At 68.3% G+C, this 16340-nt stretch carries 16 protein-coding genes; 4 read left to right on the top strand and 12 right to left on the bottom strand.

The features are described from left to right. Positions 1 to 18: 18 nt before the first annotated feature. The 4 genes from PV410_RS38800 to PV410_RS38785 form a co-directional block, all read right to left on the bottom strand. Positions 19 to 873 carry a fumarylacetoacetate hydrolase family protein gene (locus PV410_RS38800; RefSeq protein ID WP_500331038.1) on the bottom strand — a complete coding sequence of 285 codons (855 nt, stop codon included), beginning with the start codon at positions 871 to 873 and terminating at the stop codon, positions 19 to 21. 2 nt (positions 874 to 875) lie between these two features. Then, entirely contained in the window at positions 876 to 1340 is a 465-nt protein-coding gene (locus PV410_RS38795) for a nuclear transport factor 2 family protein (protein WP_500331036.1), read from the bottom strand. A 167-nt stretch (positions 1341 to 1507) separates the two neighbouring features. Continuing rightward, positions 1508 to 2638 (bottom strand): NAD(P)/FAD-dependent oxidoreductase, encoded by a 1131-nt coding sequence (locus tag PV410_RS38790; protein ID WP_500331035.1) that lies wholly within the window; start codon positions 2636 to 2638, stop codon positions 1508 to 1510. A gap of 290 nt (positions 2639 to 2928) precedes the next feature. Further along, positions 2929 to 3531, bottom strand: coding sequence for a VOC family protein (locus tag PV410_RS38785; RefSeq protein ID WP_500331033.1), 603 nt, complete (start codon positions 3529 to 3531; stop codon positions 2929 to 2931). 1138 nt (positions 3532 to 4669) lie between these two features. Between PV410_RS38785 and PV410_RS38780 the strand changes: the two genes are divergently transcribed. Together PV410_RS38780 and PV410_RS38775 are read left to right on the top strand one after the other, a co-directional pair. After that, a complete protein-coding gene (locus PV410_RS38780; RefSeq protein WP_500331032.1) occupies positions 4670 to 5251 on the top strand; it encodes a TetR/AcrR family transcriptional regulator in 582 nt (193 codons plus the stop codon). Positions 5252 to 5794: 543 nt separating this feature from the next. Then, the gene (locus PV410_RS38775; protein WP_500331031.1) at positions 5795 to 7279 is read left to right on the top strand and encodes a DHA2 family efflux MFS transporter permease subunit; all 1485 of its coding nucleotides are present in this window, start codon (positions 5795 to 5797) and stop codon (positions 7277 to 7279) included. A gap of 782 nt (positions 7280 to 8061) precedes the next feature. Here the strand turns inward: PV410_RS38775 and PV410_RS38770 are convergent. Further along, positions 8062 to 8634, bottom strand: coding sequence for a MarR family winged helix-turn-helix transcriptional regulator (locus PV410_RS38770; RefSeq protein ID WP_500331029.1), 573 nt, complete (start codon positions 8632 to 8634; stop codon positions 8062 to 8064). A 556-nt stretch (positions 8635 to 9190) separates the two neighbouring features. After that, complete coding sequence (locus tag PV410_RS38765; protein WP_500331027.1) at positions 9191 to 9355, bottom strand: hypothetical protein; 165 nt, start codon at positions 9353 to 9355, stop codon at positions 9191 to 9193. Positions 9356 to 9609: 254 nt separating this feature from the next. Here PV410_RS38765 and PV410_RS38760 point away from each other — a divergent pair, with 254 nt between their 5' ends. Next, a complete protein-coding gene (locus tag PV410_RS38760; protein WP_500331026.1) occupies positions 9610 to 9828 on the top strand; it encodes a hypothetical protein in 219 nt (72 codons plus the stop codon). Positions 9829 to 10496: 668 nt separating this feature from the next. Here PV410_RS38760 and PV410_RS38755 read toward each other — a convergent pair. Together PV410_RS38755 and PV410_RS38750 are read right to left on the bottom strand one after the other, a co-directional pair. After that, positions 10497 to 11651: an NAD(P)-binding domain-containing protein gene (locus PV410_RS38755; RefSeq protein WP_500331024.1), complete on the bottom strand. Its 1155-nt coding sequence runs from the start codon at positions 11649 to 11651 to the stop codon at positions 10497 to 10499. Positions 11652 to 11677: 26 nt separating this feature from the next. Further along, positions 11678 to 12451 carry an enoyl-CoA hydratase-related protein gene (locus PV410_RS38750; RefSeq protein ID WP_500331023.1) on the bottom strand — a complete coding sequence of 258 codons (774 nt, stop codon included), beginning with the start codon at positions 12449 to 12451 and terminating at the stop codon, positions 11678 to 11680. A gap of 102 nt (positions 12452 to 12553) precedes the next feature. On the opposite strand from PV410_RS38750, the gene PV410_RS38745 reads away from it, so the two are divergent. Next, positions 12554 to 13369, top strand: a complete 816-nt coding sequence (locus PV410_RS38745; protein WP_500331022.1) for a copper resistance CopC family protein — start codon at positions 12554 to 12556, stop codon at positions 13367 to 13369. Between the two features lie 441 nt (positions 13370 to 13810). On the opposite strand, the gene PV410_RS38740 is transcribed toward PV410_RS38745, so the two are convergent. From PV410_RS38740 to PV410_RS38725, 4 genes are all read right to left on the bottom strand, one after another. Then, entirely contained in the window at positions 13811 to 14383 is a 573-nt protein-coding gene (locus PV410_RS38740; RefSeq protein WP_500331020.1) for a GNAT family N-acetyltransferase, read from the bottom strand. 295 nt (positions 14384 to 14678) lie between these two features. After that, positions 14679 to 15011, bottom strand: coding sequence for a helicase associated domain-containing protein (locus PV410_RS38735; protein ID WP_500331018.1), 333 nt, complete (start codon positions 15009 to 15011; stop codon positions 14679 to 14681). A gap of 349 nt (positions 15012 to 15360) precedes the next feature. Then, a complete protein-coding gene (locus tag PV410_RS38730) occupies positions 15361 to 15492 on the bottom strand; it encodes a helicase associated domain-containing protein (protein ID WP_500331092.1) in 132 nt (43 codons plus the stop codon). 57 nt (positions 15493 to 15549) lie between these two features. Then, positions 15550 to 15876 carry a hypothetical protein gene (locus tag PV410_RS38725; RefSeq protein ID WP_500331017.1) on the bottom strand — a complete coding sequence of 109 codons (327 nt, stop codon included), beginning with the start codon at positions 15874 to 15876 and terminating at the stop codon, positions 15550 to 15552. Positions 15877 to 16340: the final 464 nt, after the last annotated feature.

Below are 16340 nucleotides of genomic sequence, written 5' to 3'. Positions count from 1 at the left end.
CGGCGGCAGACGTACCGTCTAACGGGTGGCCGTGGGAGCCATGCGTACGGGGTTGCGGAGCCGGCCCAGCCCCTCGATCTCCACGGTGACCACGTCACCGGAGCGCAGGTATCCGCCGGTCGCCAGGGCGACGCCGCCGGGTGTCCCGGTCAGCACCACGTCGCCGGGCAGCAGGGGCGTCGTGGCCGAGACATGCGAGATGATTTCCGGGACAGAGAAGATCATCTCGCTGGTACGGGCGTCCTGGCGCACCGCGTCGTTGACGTATGTGCGGATCGCCAGGTCCAAGTCGGTGCCGGTCTCGTCCACGGTGACCAGTGCCGGACCCATGGGCTTGAAATGCGGGAAGGACTTTCCCCTCCGCACTCCGTCGATGTCGGTGACGACGCCTTCGGTCATCGCCGCCAGTTGTACGTCGCGGGCGGAGACGTCGTTGACCGCGATCAACCCCGCGACGTGCTCCCACGCCCGTCCCACCGGGATGTCCCGCCCCGGCCTGCTGATCACCACGGCGAGTTCTGCCTCGTAGTCGACCTGCGAGGGGGCCTCGGCCGGCAGCCAGATGGGGTCGTGGGGCCCGGTTGCGCTCATGCCCGTCACAGTGATGAAGACCGGGGCAGTGGGGGTGGGCATGCCGGCCTCCGCCACGTGGTCGCGGTAGTTCGCACCGGCGATCACCACCGTGCCCGGGGCCGCCACCGGTGGCAGGAGCACCGCCTCACGCATCGGTATTCTGCTGCGGACACGGGCGGATCGGGCACGTTCGATGCCCTCCGACAGCACATCGGTGACATCGAGGTGGGGGAGGTCCAGCAGGGCGAGTTCATCACCCTCGCCGCGGGCCAGCCCCGCGGTCGTGCGGTAGAGGCGCACGGTCATTCACCTCCCGCGATGATGTCCACGACCCGCCGGGCGATGCGCCAGCGGCCGTCGTCGCCCTGCACGAACCGGTCCGTGAGCAGCGTCACCGCACGAGGCACCGGAGCAGTGCCCGCCCGCTGGTCTGCTTGCCGGTACAGATGCAGGTACGTCTGCGCCTCCGCCTCAGTGGGCGACAGCAGCCGGAACGAGGAGGCGGCCGGGACGTGGACGCCCTGCTTGGCGCTCTCCTCCTGCCGGGCCTGCATGGCTGCGGCCAGCCCGGCTCCCGAGAAGGACCACGGACCCATCACCATTTCACCGTCCGGGGTGAACAGTTCCACGGTGCGCGCGGCCTCGCCGTCGTCGACCCATCGGAAGATCGCGTGGATCACGTCCAGGCACGCCACCCGGGCCCGCAGGGCCGCAAGGTCGGGTTCGGTACCAGGCTGCCGCTCCGCCGCGGTGGTTGGTTCAGCCATCACTGAGCCTCGTCTTCGGGATGAGGGGTTGTGCGTCGTTGAGTGAGCCTTCTCGGTGGCCCCGGTGGAGGGTGACCCCGGGCGTGGCTGACACGCCCGCGATCTGGCGCGTGGGGTGTCACCCTCCTGAATGCCGGCTCACCCGATGGGTGGCCGTTGCGGCAGGCTCAGTGGCCGAGGGCCCAAGCGCCCTCGGTCAGGCCGAGCTTGTCCGTGTACATGTCCACGAGCAGGTGGTCGCCCTTGAGCTGCGCGACCGAGGCATCGTCGAGCAGATCCTCCTGGTTGACCAGCCAGCCGGTTCCCTTGCCCGGGCCGAAGGGCACGACGAGGTGCGGGAAGGGGTCTGCGAACGTGGCGTCCTGCCCCTCCTCCTCACCGACGATGTGCCGCCGGATGTTCTTTGCGGCCACCTCCGCCTGCAGGTCGGCGAGGAACGCCGTCGGCAGGCCGAGACCGGCGATGTCGCCCACCGCGTAGACGGTCTCGTGGTCCTCGACCCGCATGTCGTCGCCCACCCGCACGGTTCCCGAGGTGTTTCGGGCCGCTGCCAGGCTCCCGGCGAGATAATCGGAGGGCACCGTCCCGCCAAAACAGCGCAGCCACAGGTCCGCCTCGATCGTCTGGCCCGTGGTGGTCTGCGCCGTGAACGGCGCCACCACCCCGGCCGGCGCCTCGGGCAGTTCCGTGAGGCCCTCTCCCAGGCGCAGGTCCACTCCGGACTCGGTGATCATCTTCCGCAGTGCCGTCCGCAGCTTTTCGGGGTAGTTGCCGCCGAGCACGTCCGAGGAAGGATCGAGGAGGGTGACCTTCTTGTCCGGCCACTGCGCCAGGATCTCACCGGCCATCTCGATACCGACCGCACCCGCGCCCAGGATCACTGCGTGGTCCGCCCGCTCCAGCTCCTTGGCGGTCCTGGCGTAGTTGTCCTTGGACCTTTCGCTGCTCTCCTCCGCGTCCTTGGCCGGGAAGGGGTACCGCGATCCGGTCGCCAGCACCAGGAAGTCCGGACGCAGGACCTCACCCGAGACCAGTTCGACGCGGCCCGGCTCGACTCGTGCGGCCCGATCGTGCACCACGCTGCCCCGCGTGAGCAGGCGTTCGTAGGACATGAAGATGTTGGGCGCCCAGTCCGGCTGCACCGTCGCGCGCAGTGAACCGATGTTGTGGCGGAAGGAGTCGCGCGGCTCGACGAGGACGACGTCGGCGATGTCGTCCAGCTCCCGGGCCGCACGGATGCCGGCATAGCCGCCTCCGATCACCACGACACTGGGACGGCTGTCGGATGCCTGGGACATGTGCTGTTTCTCCAAATCGGTTGTCGCGGCCACACGTTCGTTTGCTGCCGCTGCGGGAGCTGCTGGGATCCACTGCGTGGTGCTCGTTTCAGACCGTCGCGATCAGCAGCGACGGTCGGCACACGACGTCCCGCCGGGACATCAGCCGCGGGGGAGGGGAGGCTGGTGCGGCGGGCGGCTGTCCGTCCGGGATCGTCCGCCGCACCAACCAGGGCCCGCGCGAGGGTCGCCGCGGGCAACCTGCCTCTCGTGTACCCGCACAAAGACGAGAGGCAGGTGCTTTTAGGAAATCACCAGGTCGGCTTGACCAGGTCCTCGAAGGATTCGCCGGCCCGGAAGCGCTGCACCAGGTCGTCGAGGTCGATCGGGGCGCCACCGGGGCGGCGGAGCCAGACCTCGCCCTGCATGAAGTCTTCGGCCTCCTCCGCCGTGGTGAAGTTGTCGATCTGCAGTTCCACCAGGTTGTCCTCTGGATCCCGGTAGTACATCGAGGTGGTCACGCCGTGGTTCATCGCCAGAACCGGCCATATCTCGGCAGCGGCCAGCCGCTGGTAGGTGTCCAGCAGCTCCAGGAGCGTGTCGTAGGTGAAGGCGATGTGGAACAACCCCGTGGCAGGACCGGCGAGCGCCTGGAAGATGTCGGTGTCCGCGGTGATGGGGACGGGCCTCTCCCGCTTCACGATCGGTCGGACCGGCTCGGCCTGGTCGGGGTTCTCCAGGTCGCCCATATTGGCCAGCGCGATCCGGTGGTGCTCATCGTCATAGGTGATAAAAGCCGAAGCAGGGTCCTCGTGCATGACCTTGCCGTCGAGCACGGTCACATACCATTCCCGCATTTCCTTCAGGTGCTGCGTCCGCAGGACCACATGTGCGAGCTTGGCAGGAGACGCCATCGTCTTTCCTCCTTGTGGTGGGACGGCCATTGGGCCGGACCGAGGTTGACCGCAAGCCTGGGCGCGCGGCCGCACTCAGGCTGAAACTGCCGCCAGGGCCACAACAGACCCCGTCAGCGCAGACCGGCATCCCGGTCACGCCGCACGACAAGAGCGCGGTGGGCAGATGTGAAGGCCTGCGCGGGTCGAGGCGTCACCTCGTCCTGGATGCGTTCGCCGTCGACCCGTCCCAACCCGTCATGCGGACGGCCGCCACGGTGACCAGCCGTCGCGTCAGCAACGGCGGACGGGGCTATCGGCCGGTGAGGGCCGGATGTGCTCGGTCATGCGTCCCATGGTGCGGCCGACGCCTGCGGCGGCCAAGAGGAACATTAGTCACTAATGAAAAGTAAGTTTCAGTATCGCCCGCGGACGCGCAGTCCGCAGACGCCACTCGGGTGCCCAGCGCGGCGTGATCGTGTCGCGGACACCGCCTTGCGCTCCTCAAGGGGGCAGCGGAGCGTGCTATGGGTGGCCGTCAGGATGTGAACAGGGCATCGTCCGTATCGGACAGACTTGTCTGTTAGCTTTGATGCGCCGGGGCCAACTGACCCCGCTCATCGACGGCACCTTTGCCGCGGGCAGGCTTGAGCAGAACCCGGCGATACCCGCCGCTGCCAAGGACGCGGCGTGTGCCGCGGTCGAGCGGGCCTGCCCGCCTGCCGCCTGAGCGCACGGCCGATTCATCCGCTCCGTCGCCGGCGTTCGCGCCGTGGACGGGGAGCTCGATCGGTAGGCGTCGTGGACGCCAGGACCACCCGCATCTGCGGTGCCTCACTATCCAGCCCTGAAGCCGGAGAGGTCATCGGCGCCATCCCAGCCTGCGGTGGCCGCTGGCCTTGGGGGAGTGCACGGCGCTACAGGACTGCGGCCCGAGAGATCACCCCCGGCCTTCGCGCATGCCGGGAGGACCCGCTGCAGGACCCTACAGGCCTCGCGCTGGTGGCGACCGCCGGATGACGTCGCACGACGTGCCTTCAAGGCCAGATGTCCCCCCACCCGTGCCCGCAAAACCTGTCCAGGAGCAGTCGGCGATGACCAGCCGCAAGACCTCCACCTTTATTTGCCGAACGTTCCATCAATAGGTACGGTCAGGTTTATGGCACGTACTCGCGAGTTCGACACCGAAGCCGCCGTCACCGCGGCGATGCAGGCGTTCCGGCGTACCGGATACGGTGGCACCTCCGTGCGGGACCTGGCGAGCGCCATGGAGATCGGCAGTGGTTCGATCTATGCGGCCTTCGGCAGCAAGGAAGGTCTCTACCTGGCTGCACTGGACTTGTACCGGCGGCGCTACGCGCTACCGTTCATCGAGATGCTGCGCGCCGGCGGTGACGCGAGGGAGACGATCCGTGCGGCTTTCGCGGCGGTGATCGACGAAGTGACCTGCGGTCCCGGCCAAGCGTCATGCCTCATTGTGGGGGCGGCGATGGAGCGTGCGCACAGCGATGCGCAGGTGGCCGAGCGGCTTCGCGCAACGACGCAGCTGCTGGAGCTCACACTCTTCGAGGTCATTGCCGAGGCGCAAGGGCGGGGCGAGATCCCGGCCGGTCGGAGCGCCGCAGACCTCGCCGGATTCCTCGCCATGACCTTCCAGGGCTTGCGGGTCATGGGGGCCATAAATCCGGATCGGGCCGCGCTGACGCGGGCCGCGGAGGTCGCCCTGAACTGCCTTCGCTGACTCCGCAGCGCCGGGTGCCGACCAGTCCTGTCACCGCACGACAGCCGGGCATTTACCTGCCCGCTTAATTTAACGATCGTTCGTGTTAGAATGGAGGTGGGATGCCCGGTTCGGCGGAGGGGTCAGGACTGGGCCCCATCTCGCCGTGACGTCAGCACGTCGCGACAAGGTTCGGCGCGGGCCGCCGCAGCCGCGTGCAACGACCGTGAAGAGCCTTTGATGCAAGCCGCCAATTGCCTCCTGGCCGGAGTGTAGGGCGCGGACACCGTTGTCCGCTTCCTCCGGGTATCCGAGTCGTGCGGGGGTCACGACGCGCCCGCCGAACTCCGTCACCTCATGTGCGGCAACGACGCCCGCATGGCCTCCCGGCTCGCCCCGGACCCGGCCCGGCGGAATCAAGATGGCGCCCGACGTCATGTCATGTCCCGGGCCTGACCTACGCCATCGAGCGCGCCTGCACCACCGGCACGGCGCAGACCTTCCACTCACGCGGCCCGGCTGAAAGAGCCTGGCCGCAACCGACACCTTCAAGGAATGCCAGTCATGTCTCAAGACGTCCACCATCCCGACCCCCGGCGCTGGTTGGCCCTGCTGTTCATCGCCATAGCCCAGCTGATGGTCTTCCTCGACGGGGCGATCATGAACATCGCTCTGCCGTCTGCTCAGCATGACCTCCACTTCACCGACGGCGGCCGGCAATGGGTCATCACCGCCTACGGCCTGGCCTTCGGAGGTCTGCTCATTCTGGGCGGGCGCCTGGGCGACCTCTGGGGCCGCAAGAGGGTGTTCGTGATCGGGCTGGTCGGCTTCGCCCTGGCCTCGGGCGTCGGCGGCGCGGCGCAGAACCTGTCCACGCTCCTGACTGCCCGCGCCCTCCAGGGCGTCTTCGGCGCGCTCCTCGCCCCCGCCGCCCTGGCGCTGATCTCGCTGGCGTTCACCGATGCCAAGGAGCGTGCCAAGGCCTTCGGCATCTACGGCGCCATCGCCACCGCGGGCGGCGCCCTCGGCCTGCTGCTCGGTGGCGTGTTCACCGAGTACACCGACTGGCGCTGGGGGTTCTACATCAACCTCCCCATCGCGGCCATCGGCATCATCGGCGTCCTGGCCGTCGTCCGTGACGCCGGCGCGCACATGGGCCGCGGACGGCTGGACGTCCCGGGGGCCATCCTCGCCAGCGGCGGTGCCGTCGCCCTGGTGTTCGGCTTCGCCAAAGCGGAGAGCGACGGCTGGGGTGCCGGTGTGACGATCGGCATGTTCGTCCTGTCCGCCCTCCTGCTGGCGGCCTTCGTCGTGCTGGAGGCAAAGGTGAAGTCACCGCTGCTGCCGCTGCGCGTCCTCACGGAACGCAACCGCGCGGGCTCCTATCTTTCCTTGGCTTTGTCCGTCATGTCCATGTTTGGGATGTTCCTCTTCCTCAGCTACTACTTCCAGCTGGTGAAGGGATACTCGCCGGTGCAGAGCGGTGCGGCCTTTATCCCGATGGCCGCCGCGCAGGCTATCGGCTCTACGCAGATCGGCGCCCGCCTCTCGCACCGGGTTCGGCCCGGCCTGCTGATGGGTGTCGGCTACGCGGTGTCCGGCGCCGGTGTGCTGCTGCTCGCCCTGCTTGACGTCGATTCCTCGTTCGGCTTCATCGCGGTTGCCGAGATCGTGGTGGGTGTCGGAATCGGCACGGCGTTCATGCCCGCGTTCAGCCTGGGAGCCCACGGTGTCGAGCCCCGCGATGTCGGAGTCGCCTCCGCGATGACCAACACCGCGCAGCAGATGGGCGGCTCCATCGGCACCGCGCTGCTGAACACCATCGCCGCGAGCGCCACCACCGGATACGTCGCTTCCCACCACCGCTCCACATCCCTCACCAACCTGTCGCTGGTGCACGGCTACTCCATGGCCTATTGGTGGGGCACCGGATTCCTCGCTGCCGCTGCACTGGTCGCGTCCTTCGCCGTCAACGCCGGCAATCCGAAGCACCAGTCGAAGGTCGCGGCCAGGAGCGCGGAGACCTCGGAGCTCCAGCACGCAGAGTGACGAGAACAGACCCGGGGCCGCGCGCGATCGTGGATGCGGTCGAGCTGCGGATTCTTGAACCGCTCGAGCAGTGGTGGGAGATGCCGGCGACGGTGATTGCCGAGCGGATCGGCTGGGACCGGCCTGGGTGTGCTCAGGGCCGGGAACCGAATCTGCGGCCGGCCTATCGCCCGGATCCGGCTCGCGGACGGTTTATGAGCCGGGCGAGATCGGTCTTTGCGACCTGTGGTTCCCGCCCGCCGACATCCCACTGGGCTTCGGGCAGGTCGGACGGCCGCCGGTGTTGGTGGTCGCGGGCTATTGGCGGTGGATCACTGCGCGGATGATGCCTTCCCGGTCCGGAGCCGACTTGATCGCCGGGCACTGGCGGCTGCTGACCGAGTTGGGGGCGGTTCCGTGGGTGCTGGTCTGGGACAACCAGGGAGCCGTCGGCTCCTGCCGGTCCGGTGACCAGCAACTCACCGACGACTTTGCCGCGTTCGCCGGTCTGCTGGGGATCAAGTCTTGCTCTGCAAGCTGCGGGACCCGGAAGCCAAGGGCCTGGTCGAGCCGGCCAACGTCTATCTGGCGTGTCAGCTGCCATGCGTCCTACTGTGACGCTGGCCCCTCGGTGAGGAGGCAGGGGTCGCAGTTTCCGGCGGGGTTGTCGGTGCGGCGCCGTCGGCCATATCCCGGTAGCGCACCACTCCCGGGTGGTACTCCAGGAGATGAGTAACGCCCGAGGCCGCCTCCCCACCCTGCGAACCCGTGCGGTCACCGGTACGTGTCATCGCCTTGCGAAGTCAGGTGATGGATTGATGCCGCGTGCGACCACCCGGCGGCCGGTCGGGTTTCTGGGAGACATCGACGTCGGCGACCGCCTGCGAGGAGTGCCCCATCATGGGGTCGTCCGGGCTTACGTGGTGGGCCAGGGTGCGCAGCAAGGTGCGGAATGTGGTCCGCGCCTCCTCGGGCAGAACGTCCAGGAGCTGCTGCTCGGCCAGGCCGACCGGGCCGCTGAGTTCCTCCCAGCGCTGTCTTCCGTGCTCGGTGGCGACGATGCGCCGACTCCTGCGGTCGGCGGGGTCCGGCTTGCGTTCCACCAGGTCAGCCCGCTCCAGGTCGTCCAGGAGATACGTCATGATCGTGCGGTCGATTCCTAGTCGTTTGGCCAAGGCCCGCTGGCTGTTGGCGTGGCCCTGGAGGGCAGCCATGAGCGTGAAGTAGCCGCGGGGGCCCCCGGGGATCTCGGCCACGGCCGCCTCGACGACTTTGGCGTAAGCGCGGAAGACCACACCGAGGGCAAAGCCGAAGTTGTCCTCCATGTGGACCCCGGCTTCCGGGCCCTCTGCACTGTTGCTGCGCTGCGAAGTCACAGCGGCCACTTTAGTTGACGAAGACATTTGTTTCGTCTGCACTATAGAGTGCAGATGCGCGACATACGGTCTTCTTCGATTCCCGGCACAGGCGCGCACCACCCGGCCGGGAAAGGTGAACGCTCATAACTCCGATCGACAGACCGGACGTGCTCATGTAGCTGAAGTGGATCTACGAGAACACCCGTCGCGATCGACAACGTAGGAGGCCCTCACCTGGTAGACGCCTGGTCCGCGCTCCGTGACAGCGGCGTTGCTGGAGCGCTGGCATGTCTCCTCCGGCGCCGCCCACTCCGGCCAGGACGGAGCGCCTGGTGCCGGGTTCGACATCACGCCGTGTGCCCGGCCGGCCCGGCGGGCAACCGGAGCCTGCTGCTGGCGGAGGTGCGGTGTACGTTGGGTCTGAATGCGCGCCGGCGGCAGGACCCGGTTTGTTCACGCCTCGTTCCGAGCAGGAGTCAGCCCCTGCGTCGCCCTGCTTGGCGGTTCGGCCGATGGTGTGCCTGCTCTACACCCGCTACCCGGGCCCCACACCCGCAGCCGCCGCCGCTGCCCTCTATCGGTCCAGGACCCAGGTGCCCTGCCGGGTACGTGGCGCCTGGAGCCAGGGGATCCACTGCTTGGCACCGGCGGCGGACGCCTGCCGATCGCGCAGGAACTGATGGGGGTCTACGACCTGACCGGACTGCCGTATGCCGAGCAACTGTGCTGGTACAAGCACCGCTGCTCCACGCACGCCGGCAATGACGCGGCCGCGGACCACACGCGCACCGAATGGGAGCCCTTCGACCCGAGTGCGCCACCGCCAGTACATCCGCGACCGGCCCCCAATCCCTAGGAACCGCCGCTCTGCCTGAAGGCGCGGCCACCGGCATCCCCCTGCGGTCGACGCTGCCGCTCCAGCAGCCTCATTCGTAGCTGTCGAGACCGTTCTCCGTCCATCTGTGAGGCGCGCATGCCATCTGTGAGGCGCACATGCCCAAGACCTTGGTCGGTACGTCCGACCCTGATCAGCCCCCGCCCGGGCCTGTGCTCTATGCCGAGCACGTCGAGCGCATGGTCCTGGCAGCCGTCCTCCACCACCCCCAGCTCACCCCGTACTTCATGGCTGACCTGCGCCGTCACGCGGCTGCGCTCTCCGAGGGCTTGCCGCCTGTGCCGATGCGCGGCTTCCTCACCGACGACGACACCTGACCACCCCCTGCGCGTCTCAACCGCGCTCTCACAGATCGATGAAGCTCAACGATGCTGAAGCCCACTGACGACCAGCCGGACGGCATCGTCAACGCCGTCTATGCGAAGGGAAGCGCTCCGCCCCACCAGCAGGGCTAACCTCCTGTCGCTCCCTCCCGGTTATCGACCGTGAAAATTGAGAGATGGGCGGTACCGCCCGGGAGGCGGCGAAAGCCGGTGCCGCGCACGCGCTGAAAGTGGCCGACACCATCGAAGCGTTCTGCCAGTCGCCACCGCAGCCCCCACCCCATCGCCCGCCGCCCGCGTCTGGCTGACGGAGCGAAGCGTGCGGCCGGCACCGGGCCCACCCCTACCGAAATCCCCGCCCCCGCCCCCAGCGTTGGGCCTACCACCGGGACCGTGACCGGTACAGAGTCCAGCCGGGGTCACGGCCGGTGTCCGCCCGGCCTTGCGGGGGGCCCGAGGAGTTCGCGGCTCCCACGCAGAACGCCAACGCGCCCAACTGACCCGTCACCAACGCGTTTCGCGGTTCTGCGGTCGTCGGCCAGCCGTGGGCCCACAGTCGGCGACGGTCGCAGCGAAACGTCGACGCGGCACCGGCTCGCACATATGCGTGTTCGAGATGGACCCAGGCCCATGTGAGCTTCGATGCAGACTGGAGCGCCACTTCAGCCCGTACGTGCCAGCATGTCGCGCATGATCAGGGCGGCGGATGCCGGAGCGGCCTTGACGAAACCGAAGAACGGCCCGAAATCCTGCGCCGCGGAGAAGCCGGTGAGATACAGCCCAGGAACGGTGCTCTGGAGGGCTTCGTCCAGCACTGGAGAGCCATTTCGCATCTTGATGCGTTCCACCAGGTCCGCCAGGAACGGGACGCGGGCCAGTTCGACCGCGTATCCAGTGGCGAAGATCACCTGATCCACGGTCAAGGACTCAGTGTTCGACATCGTGATCCGCACCGGCCCGCCGTCCACTGTCGGCTCCGCCAGGACCACTGCGGTCTCCGGCCAGATCCGGACGTCGGCCGCATCGAGCCGCGCCGGCAGCCACGGCTCCAGCGTGCCGCGGCCGGCCTCCCAACATCGCGCCAGGATTGCTTCCCGTACGGGAACCGGCAAGCGGCGCCACCATCCGGAACCCCGCATCGTGGCCTCAAGGTAGTCGTCAAAGAACGTCCAACTCACCGACGCGAAACGGGGCATGGGATGGCGGTGCACCACATCGACGCGAGCCGCCCCGTGTTCACCGATCAGAGCCGCCCACTCATACGCACTCTGTCGGCCTCCGACGATGAGCACACGCTGCCCGGACAGGGCATCGAAGCGGACCAGGTCACAGCTGTGGGACGCGCGGCCCGACGGGATCGAGCCGCCCCAATCGGGTAGTCGGGTGAAGTAGCTGATACCCGCCGCGGCGACCACGACATCGGCGCGTATCCGCCCGCCGCTGTCGAGCTCTGCGTAAAACGTGCCGTCCCGGTGGGTGAGGCGCGTGACCAGGTCCTGCCTCAGGGTGATGCCTTTGGCGCGGCGGAACCAGTCGGCATACTCACGAAAGAGCTCCACGGGAATCGGATCAACCTCTTTGGGCGAGAGGGCCCGTTCCCGCAGATAGGCCTCCAGGGTGTAGACGCCGGTGGCGTCCAGATGCCAGTCGATGCCCGAACGCAGCAGCATTCCCGGCGGCATGTGCTCGGACCAGAACCCCATCGGCCGTCCGACCACGACCGCATCCACGCCTCGGTCACCTGCGAGCGCGGCCGCCGACAGCGCAAACGGCCCCCCGCCGATGATGAGCATCGGCACCGACGTGGAATCCTGCATCGTCGTCTCAGGGCTCCGTTCATTCGTCACTCGGGCCACACCGGCGGCCTCTTCTCCAGGAAGGATGCAATGCCTTCGCGAGCTGCCGGGGTCTGAGAGGCATCAGCCATGACCTCGCAAGCGATCTCATAAGCGTCGGATTCGGGACGGTCCAGCTGTGCGTAGAGGGTTCGCTTCCCCAGCGCCTTGCTGGCCGCGCTGCCACGACTGGCCCGGGCGAGGAGTTCCTCGACCGCCTCGTCCAGTTCGCCGTCGGGGACCACTCGATTGACCAGTCCCCACTCCAGGGCGGTACGGGAACCGATCACCTCGCCGGTGAGGGCCATCTCCATGAGTCGCTTGCGTCCGATGGAGCGGGCCACCGGCACGGCAGGCGTGTGGCAGAACCACCCCCCCTTGCCGCCGGGAAGTGCAAATCCGGCACACTCACCCGCCACCGCCAGGTCACACGATGCCACGAGCTGACAACCTGCGGCCGTGGCCAAACCATGCACTCTGGCCACCACCACTTGCGGTGCGGACTGAAGAAGCCGCATGACGTCCGTACACAGATGCAGCAGCTCCCGAATGCCCTTGGCGTCCTGTGCGAGCACGTCGGAGAAGTCATGCCCGGCGCTGAAAACCGGTCCATTCGCCGCCAGAACAACACCTACCGCCGGAGAGCCCGCCACCTCGGTCAGTGCCATCTGCAACTCGCGAAGCAGCTCCCAGCTCAAGGCATTTCGGCGTTCAGGCCGATTCAGGGTGATCCAGACGGAATCCCCTTGACTGGCCACGACGAGATTCTCATATGCGGCCACAAGATGATTTTATCGTAGATTCTGGCGATCTATCCCGAATGGGCGAGGCGTGGCCGAGTCGGCGTCTCGCGCGGAGGGTGTGATCGGGGCCTAACATTTGGAATGACCGATCGTTCCAGCTTGGATGAGATGCCCCGGGCCTGCGCGGGGGTGAAGGGGTGCAGGGCGGGGCGCGTCAATCCACTGGCCCACGGCACCTACACCGTCGCCTACCACGTGGTCTCCGCCGACAGCCATCCCGTGGCCGGCGCCTACACCTTCTCCATCGGCGCAACCTCCACCACCTCGGTGTCCGCCTCCGGCACCGGCAGCGCCTCCTCCGGACCGGTCGCACACGCCTACCTCGCCGGCCGCTTCGGCGCCTACGCCGGACTGCTGCTCCTCGTCGGCGGCGCCTGCAGCGGGCCGGTGCGGCACAAAGCCGCCTGGAAACAGGGGACGGGAATGGGTCACGCATCCTCCTCGGCCCGCAACGCAGTCAGCAGCCTCTGGCGGAACACTTGGGTCGTCGAAGGGAAGACCTGCCGTCTGCAGGGGAGCGCAGACGGCAGGGCTTGGCCGCCGGGTGCGGCGAGCCTGCCCCGACGCTCGCACCTGCTTTGGGCTCCCGGGCTGCGCGGCCCGGATATGTGCCACGGCGGTGGACGGGAGATTGCCCGACTGTCCCGCGCGGGCGTGCCGTCCCGGCGCGCGGCCCGCCCCTTTTCCGCGGCTGAGCTTGTCCGCAACGCGCCCGGCGGCGCCTCCGGACGCCCCAAGCGTGTGCTCGGGAGCGTCCTGGGCCACCAGGACCCGCATCACCAGCCCGTCGCGCCCGTAGGAGTACCCCGGCTCGGTGGAAGACCTCAGCCCAAGGCACCCGTCAGCCGCCGCAGCAGTGGCACCCGGACGCGACCCAACTCCGCGCCCCGGCCATGATTTCGTGCGCTTCCGGCGGATGATCGAGCCGCCCCACACCTTGGTGGACAGCTGGTGCACCCCAGATCGGTCGCGACTTCCCCGGGCACCGGCCCAGTGGTACGCCGAAGGAGAGACGCCGGTTTGGATAGTGCCCTGTCCATGCGAGGCCGGGGCACTTGCCCGGGGACACGGGCGAACAGTGCCAGAGGTGCGTGGTGGCTTCGCTCACCGGTGACGACAGCAGTTATTCAGTGCTTCGGAAGGCACCCGGGCCGCAGCCTGTTCGATGTTCACGACAAGCGACAGCACCCGAGTACGCAGATGAGAATGTTGGCGCTCCATGCTCCAGCGGCGCGGATGGGCGGGATCGGTGGGGCAAGCCAAGACGTTGAGCTCGCCGGAGCGAGTCACGGTGACCTCGGTGGAGGTTGTGGACTGAAAAGCCGGCAAGTCTCGGTCCTATCGACCGGCCGTCGGCGTGCTCGTCGGGTGCCACTCGCGGCGGAGGAGGCCGAAGACCCAGGAGTCGGAGACGTCGCCGTTGACGACGCAGTCCTCGCGGAGGGTGCCTTCGCGGACGAAGCCGAGCTTCTCCAGGACCCGGGCGGACGCCACGTTGCGGGTGTCGGTCTCGGCCTGGACGCGGTTCAGGTCCAGGGTGTCGAACGCCCACCGCAGGACGGCGTGCGCGGTCTCCGTGGCGTAGCCGTGGCCCCACGCGGCGGCGCCGAAGACGTAGCCCAGGGACGCGCTGCGGAAGTCCGGGTTCCATCTGGTCAGGCCGCACCAGCCGATGAACGCGCCGTTGGAGACGCGGTCGACGGCCACCCGCGCTCCCGTGCCTTCCTCCTCGATCATCCGGCAGGTCGCGATGAAGCGCTGGGCGCGGGCCGGTTCGGTCCACGGCGGGGAGTCCCAGTAACGCAGCACGTGGGTGCTGCTGTGCAGCGCGTAGAGCGGCGCAGCGTCGGCGTCGGTGAACGGCCGCAGTCGCAGGCGAGCGGTGTGCAACTCGGGGGTGGGCAATGTCATGCGGAGCATCCTGTCGCGTCACGCTCGCCCTCGACCATCCGTTTACCCGGACGGTCGGGGGCGCGTACGTCCCGGTGACGCCGAACGCGCCGCATGGGCGGCGAGTGCGCAGTCCCTCGCCGGCATGGCGAGTAAACGGCGGCCGGGGGGGGACGTTGACCAGTCTCGTCCTGTACCGGACTCCGGACGGATGGAGGTACGCCGTTCACTTCACCAGGTCGGCTGGTATTGCCGACGGCGCGCTCACCGGTCCTCCGCCCTCGGCCGAGCCGGACATCGCGCTAGCGCCCCTGGTTCAGAAGGCGGGGAATTCACCCACCGCCGGCTCGACGCCCTCGGGCATGCACCCGATCAACGTGACTACGCCAAGAGGGTGCTCGGTGCCGTCGATGGTCTCGATGTGGGGGCGGGGGACGTTGAGGTGTCCTTCCCGTTGGGCGTATTGGCGGGCGGCGGTGAGGTTGGCGGCCCAGATCTGTGCCCGGGTGCGTCTCGGCTTTGCAGCCCTCAGGGCCGGTGTGCGTTCCTCCGGAGCGGTGGTGATGCCGAGGATCTCGGTCAGGAGCCATTGCTGGACGGTGGTGAGGGTGTCCCACTGGGTTTGCTGAGTGTGGATCCAGCGGCCCATGTCTTCGCCTTGGATGACGAGCTGGGCGTCCCGGTCAGGGAGTGTGCCGCCGGCGGTGTGGTAGGTGCGGGCGAGGTGGAAGCAGCGTTGCCACACCACGGGCCAGGTGGGGCACCAGGCGGGGTCGATGTCTTCGGGTGCCTGCCGCCGGTCGCGATTCAGCCCTGCGGCCTTCCGGCTACCAGCTGCACTGCTGCGGCGGGCTGCTGCGCGCTGGTTCTTCAGCCATTGGCCGATGGGGTAGCCCTGCCAGGTGGCGTCGGTGGGGCGAGGAGATGGCCGTGTTCGGCGGCCCCGCCTCGTGCAGCGGCCAGGCCCTCGGTGAAGGCGAGCTCCCCGTGGCTCCAGATCATGCCGAGCTCGTCGACTGCTGAACCCGTTCGGCGTCGAGAAGGCTGCGGGTGTGGGCTTGGCGCTGGCGGGTGATCCGCATACCGAGGGGGAAACCGTCGGGAGTGCGGTGTCCGTAAGGGACGCGCAGGTCGCCGTGGTAGGCGAGGGCTGCCTGCAGGCCGCGCCGCCAGAACTCGGACTCCGGCTACAACACCCGCAGGCTGATGAACGCCGCCAGCTGCGCAGGGTCCCGCGGCGCAGAGAACGACAGCAGCCCACTCGCCGGCGCACTGACGCCTCCCACCGCGCCATGCCCTCCACCGGCAGCCCCAGATGGGGCGGACCGCCGCCGGGAGGCCGCCTGCGGGGTGGCCAGCTGCTCGACGGCCTCGGTGTCATGTGCGCGCAGTGCGCTCAGGGCCTTGGTCAGGCCCTCGTAGGAGCGGGAAGAGACCATGTCGTCGGGCTCCTTGCCGGGGCTGAGGAAGACCGGGACGACCAGGGAGGCCGTATTGCCTTCGCCGGGCTGCATACGCAGGGCCCGGCCGACGGTCGGCCGCGCACCCAGTCCCCCTTGCTGGCTAAAGGGGCGGGAACGACGTAGGGCCAGGTCCCCGAAGCCATGGGGCCAGCGGTGAGAACCGGGGCTGGCTGTGCACCCGCTGGGTGCTTGTGCCCAGGCCCGCGGCCCGTCAACCCGGCGCTGGCGGCCCCGCGGTTGTCCCCGTTCGCAGCCGATTACCTCAGTGTCGAACACGCAGAAATCTGTGTTGGCTGGAGTAGACATTGGACGGTGGTGTGGTTATGGTTTCTCTCGTAGCCCAGAGGGACCAGAGGGCCTGGCAGAGACGAACTGCCGGTCAGCAGTATCCGCAGTACAGCTAGTTGCAGTGTGCAGGACGGTGCGGTGGTGGAGTTCCGAAGCCAGAGCGGTTGCAGGACGGCGACGGGACTGACGCCGGACCGGGTGGCCCGCAGTGATCAGGGGCCGCCGTG

It is taken from the genome of Streptomyces sp. PA03-5A (genome assembly GCF_033792725.1).
In the GTDB taxonomy this organism is placed as follows: domain Bacteria; phylum Actinomycetota; class Actinomycetes; order Streptomycetales; family Streptomycetaceae; genus Actinacidiphila.
Note: the sequence above shows the minus strand (reverse complement) of the source record. Positions and strands in the feature narration are given on the sequence as shown.

Excerpts from the sequence above, each read along its gene's own strand:
- PV410_RS38795 (WP_500331036.1), bottom strand. The coding sequence starts at position 1,340 with ATGGCTGAACCAACCACCGCGGCGGAGCGGCAGCCTGGTACCGAACCC.
- PV410_RS38790 (WP_500331035.1), bottom strand. The coding sequence starts at position 2,638 with ATGTCCCAGGCATCCGACAGCCGTCCCAGTGTCGTGGTGATCGGAGGC.
- PV410_RS38785 (WP_500331033.1), bottom strand. The coding sequence starts at position 3,531 with ATGGCGTCTCCTGCCAAGCTCGCACATGTGGTCCTGCGGACGCAGCAC.
- PV410_RS38780 (WP_500331032.1), top strand. The coding sequence starts at position 4,670 with ATGGCACGTACTCGCGAGTTCGACACCGAAGCCGCCGTCACCGCGGCG.
- PV410_RS38775 (WP_500331031.1), top strand. The coding sequence starts at position 5,795 with ATGTCTCAAGACGTCCACCATCCCGACCCCCGGCGCTGGTTGGCCCTG.
- PV410_RS38760 (WP_500331026.1), top strand. The coding sequence starts at position 9,610 with ATGCCCAAGACCTTGGTCGGTACGTCCGACCCTGATCAGCCCCCGCCC.
- PV410_RS38755 (WP_500331024.1), bottom strand. The coding sequence starts at position 11,651 with ATGCAGGATTCCACGTCGGTGCCGATGCTCATCATCGGCGGGGGGCCG.
- PV410_RS38745 (WP_500331022.1), top strand. The coding sequence starts at position 12,554 with ATGACCGATCGTTCCAGCTTGGATGAGATGCCCCGGGCCTGCGCGGGG.
- PV410_RS38740 (WP_500331020.1), bottom strand. The coding sequence starts at position 14,383 with ATGACATTGCCCACCCCCGAGTTGCACACCGCTCGCCTGCGACTGCGG.
- PV410_RS38735 (WP_500331018.1), bottom strand. The coding sequence starts at position 15,011 with ATGGGCCGCTGGATCCACACTCAGCAAACCCAGTGGGACACCCTCACC.
- PV410_RS38725 (WP_500331017.1), bottom strand. The coding sequence starts at position 15,876 with ATGCAGCCCGGCGAAGGCAATACGGCCTCCCTGGTCGTCCCGGTCTTC.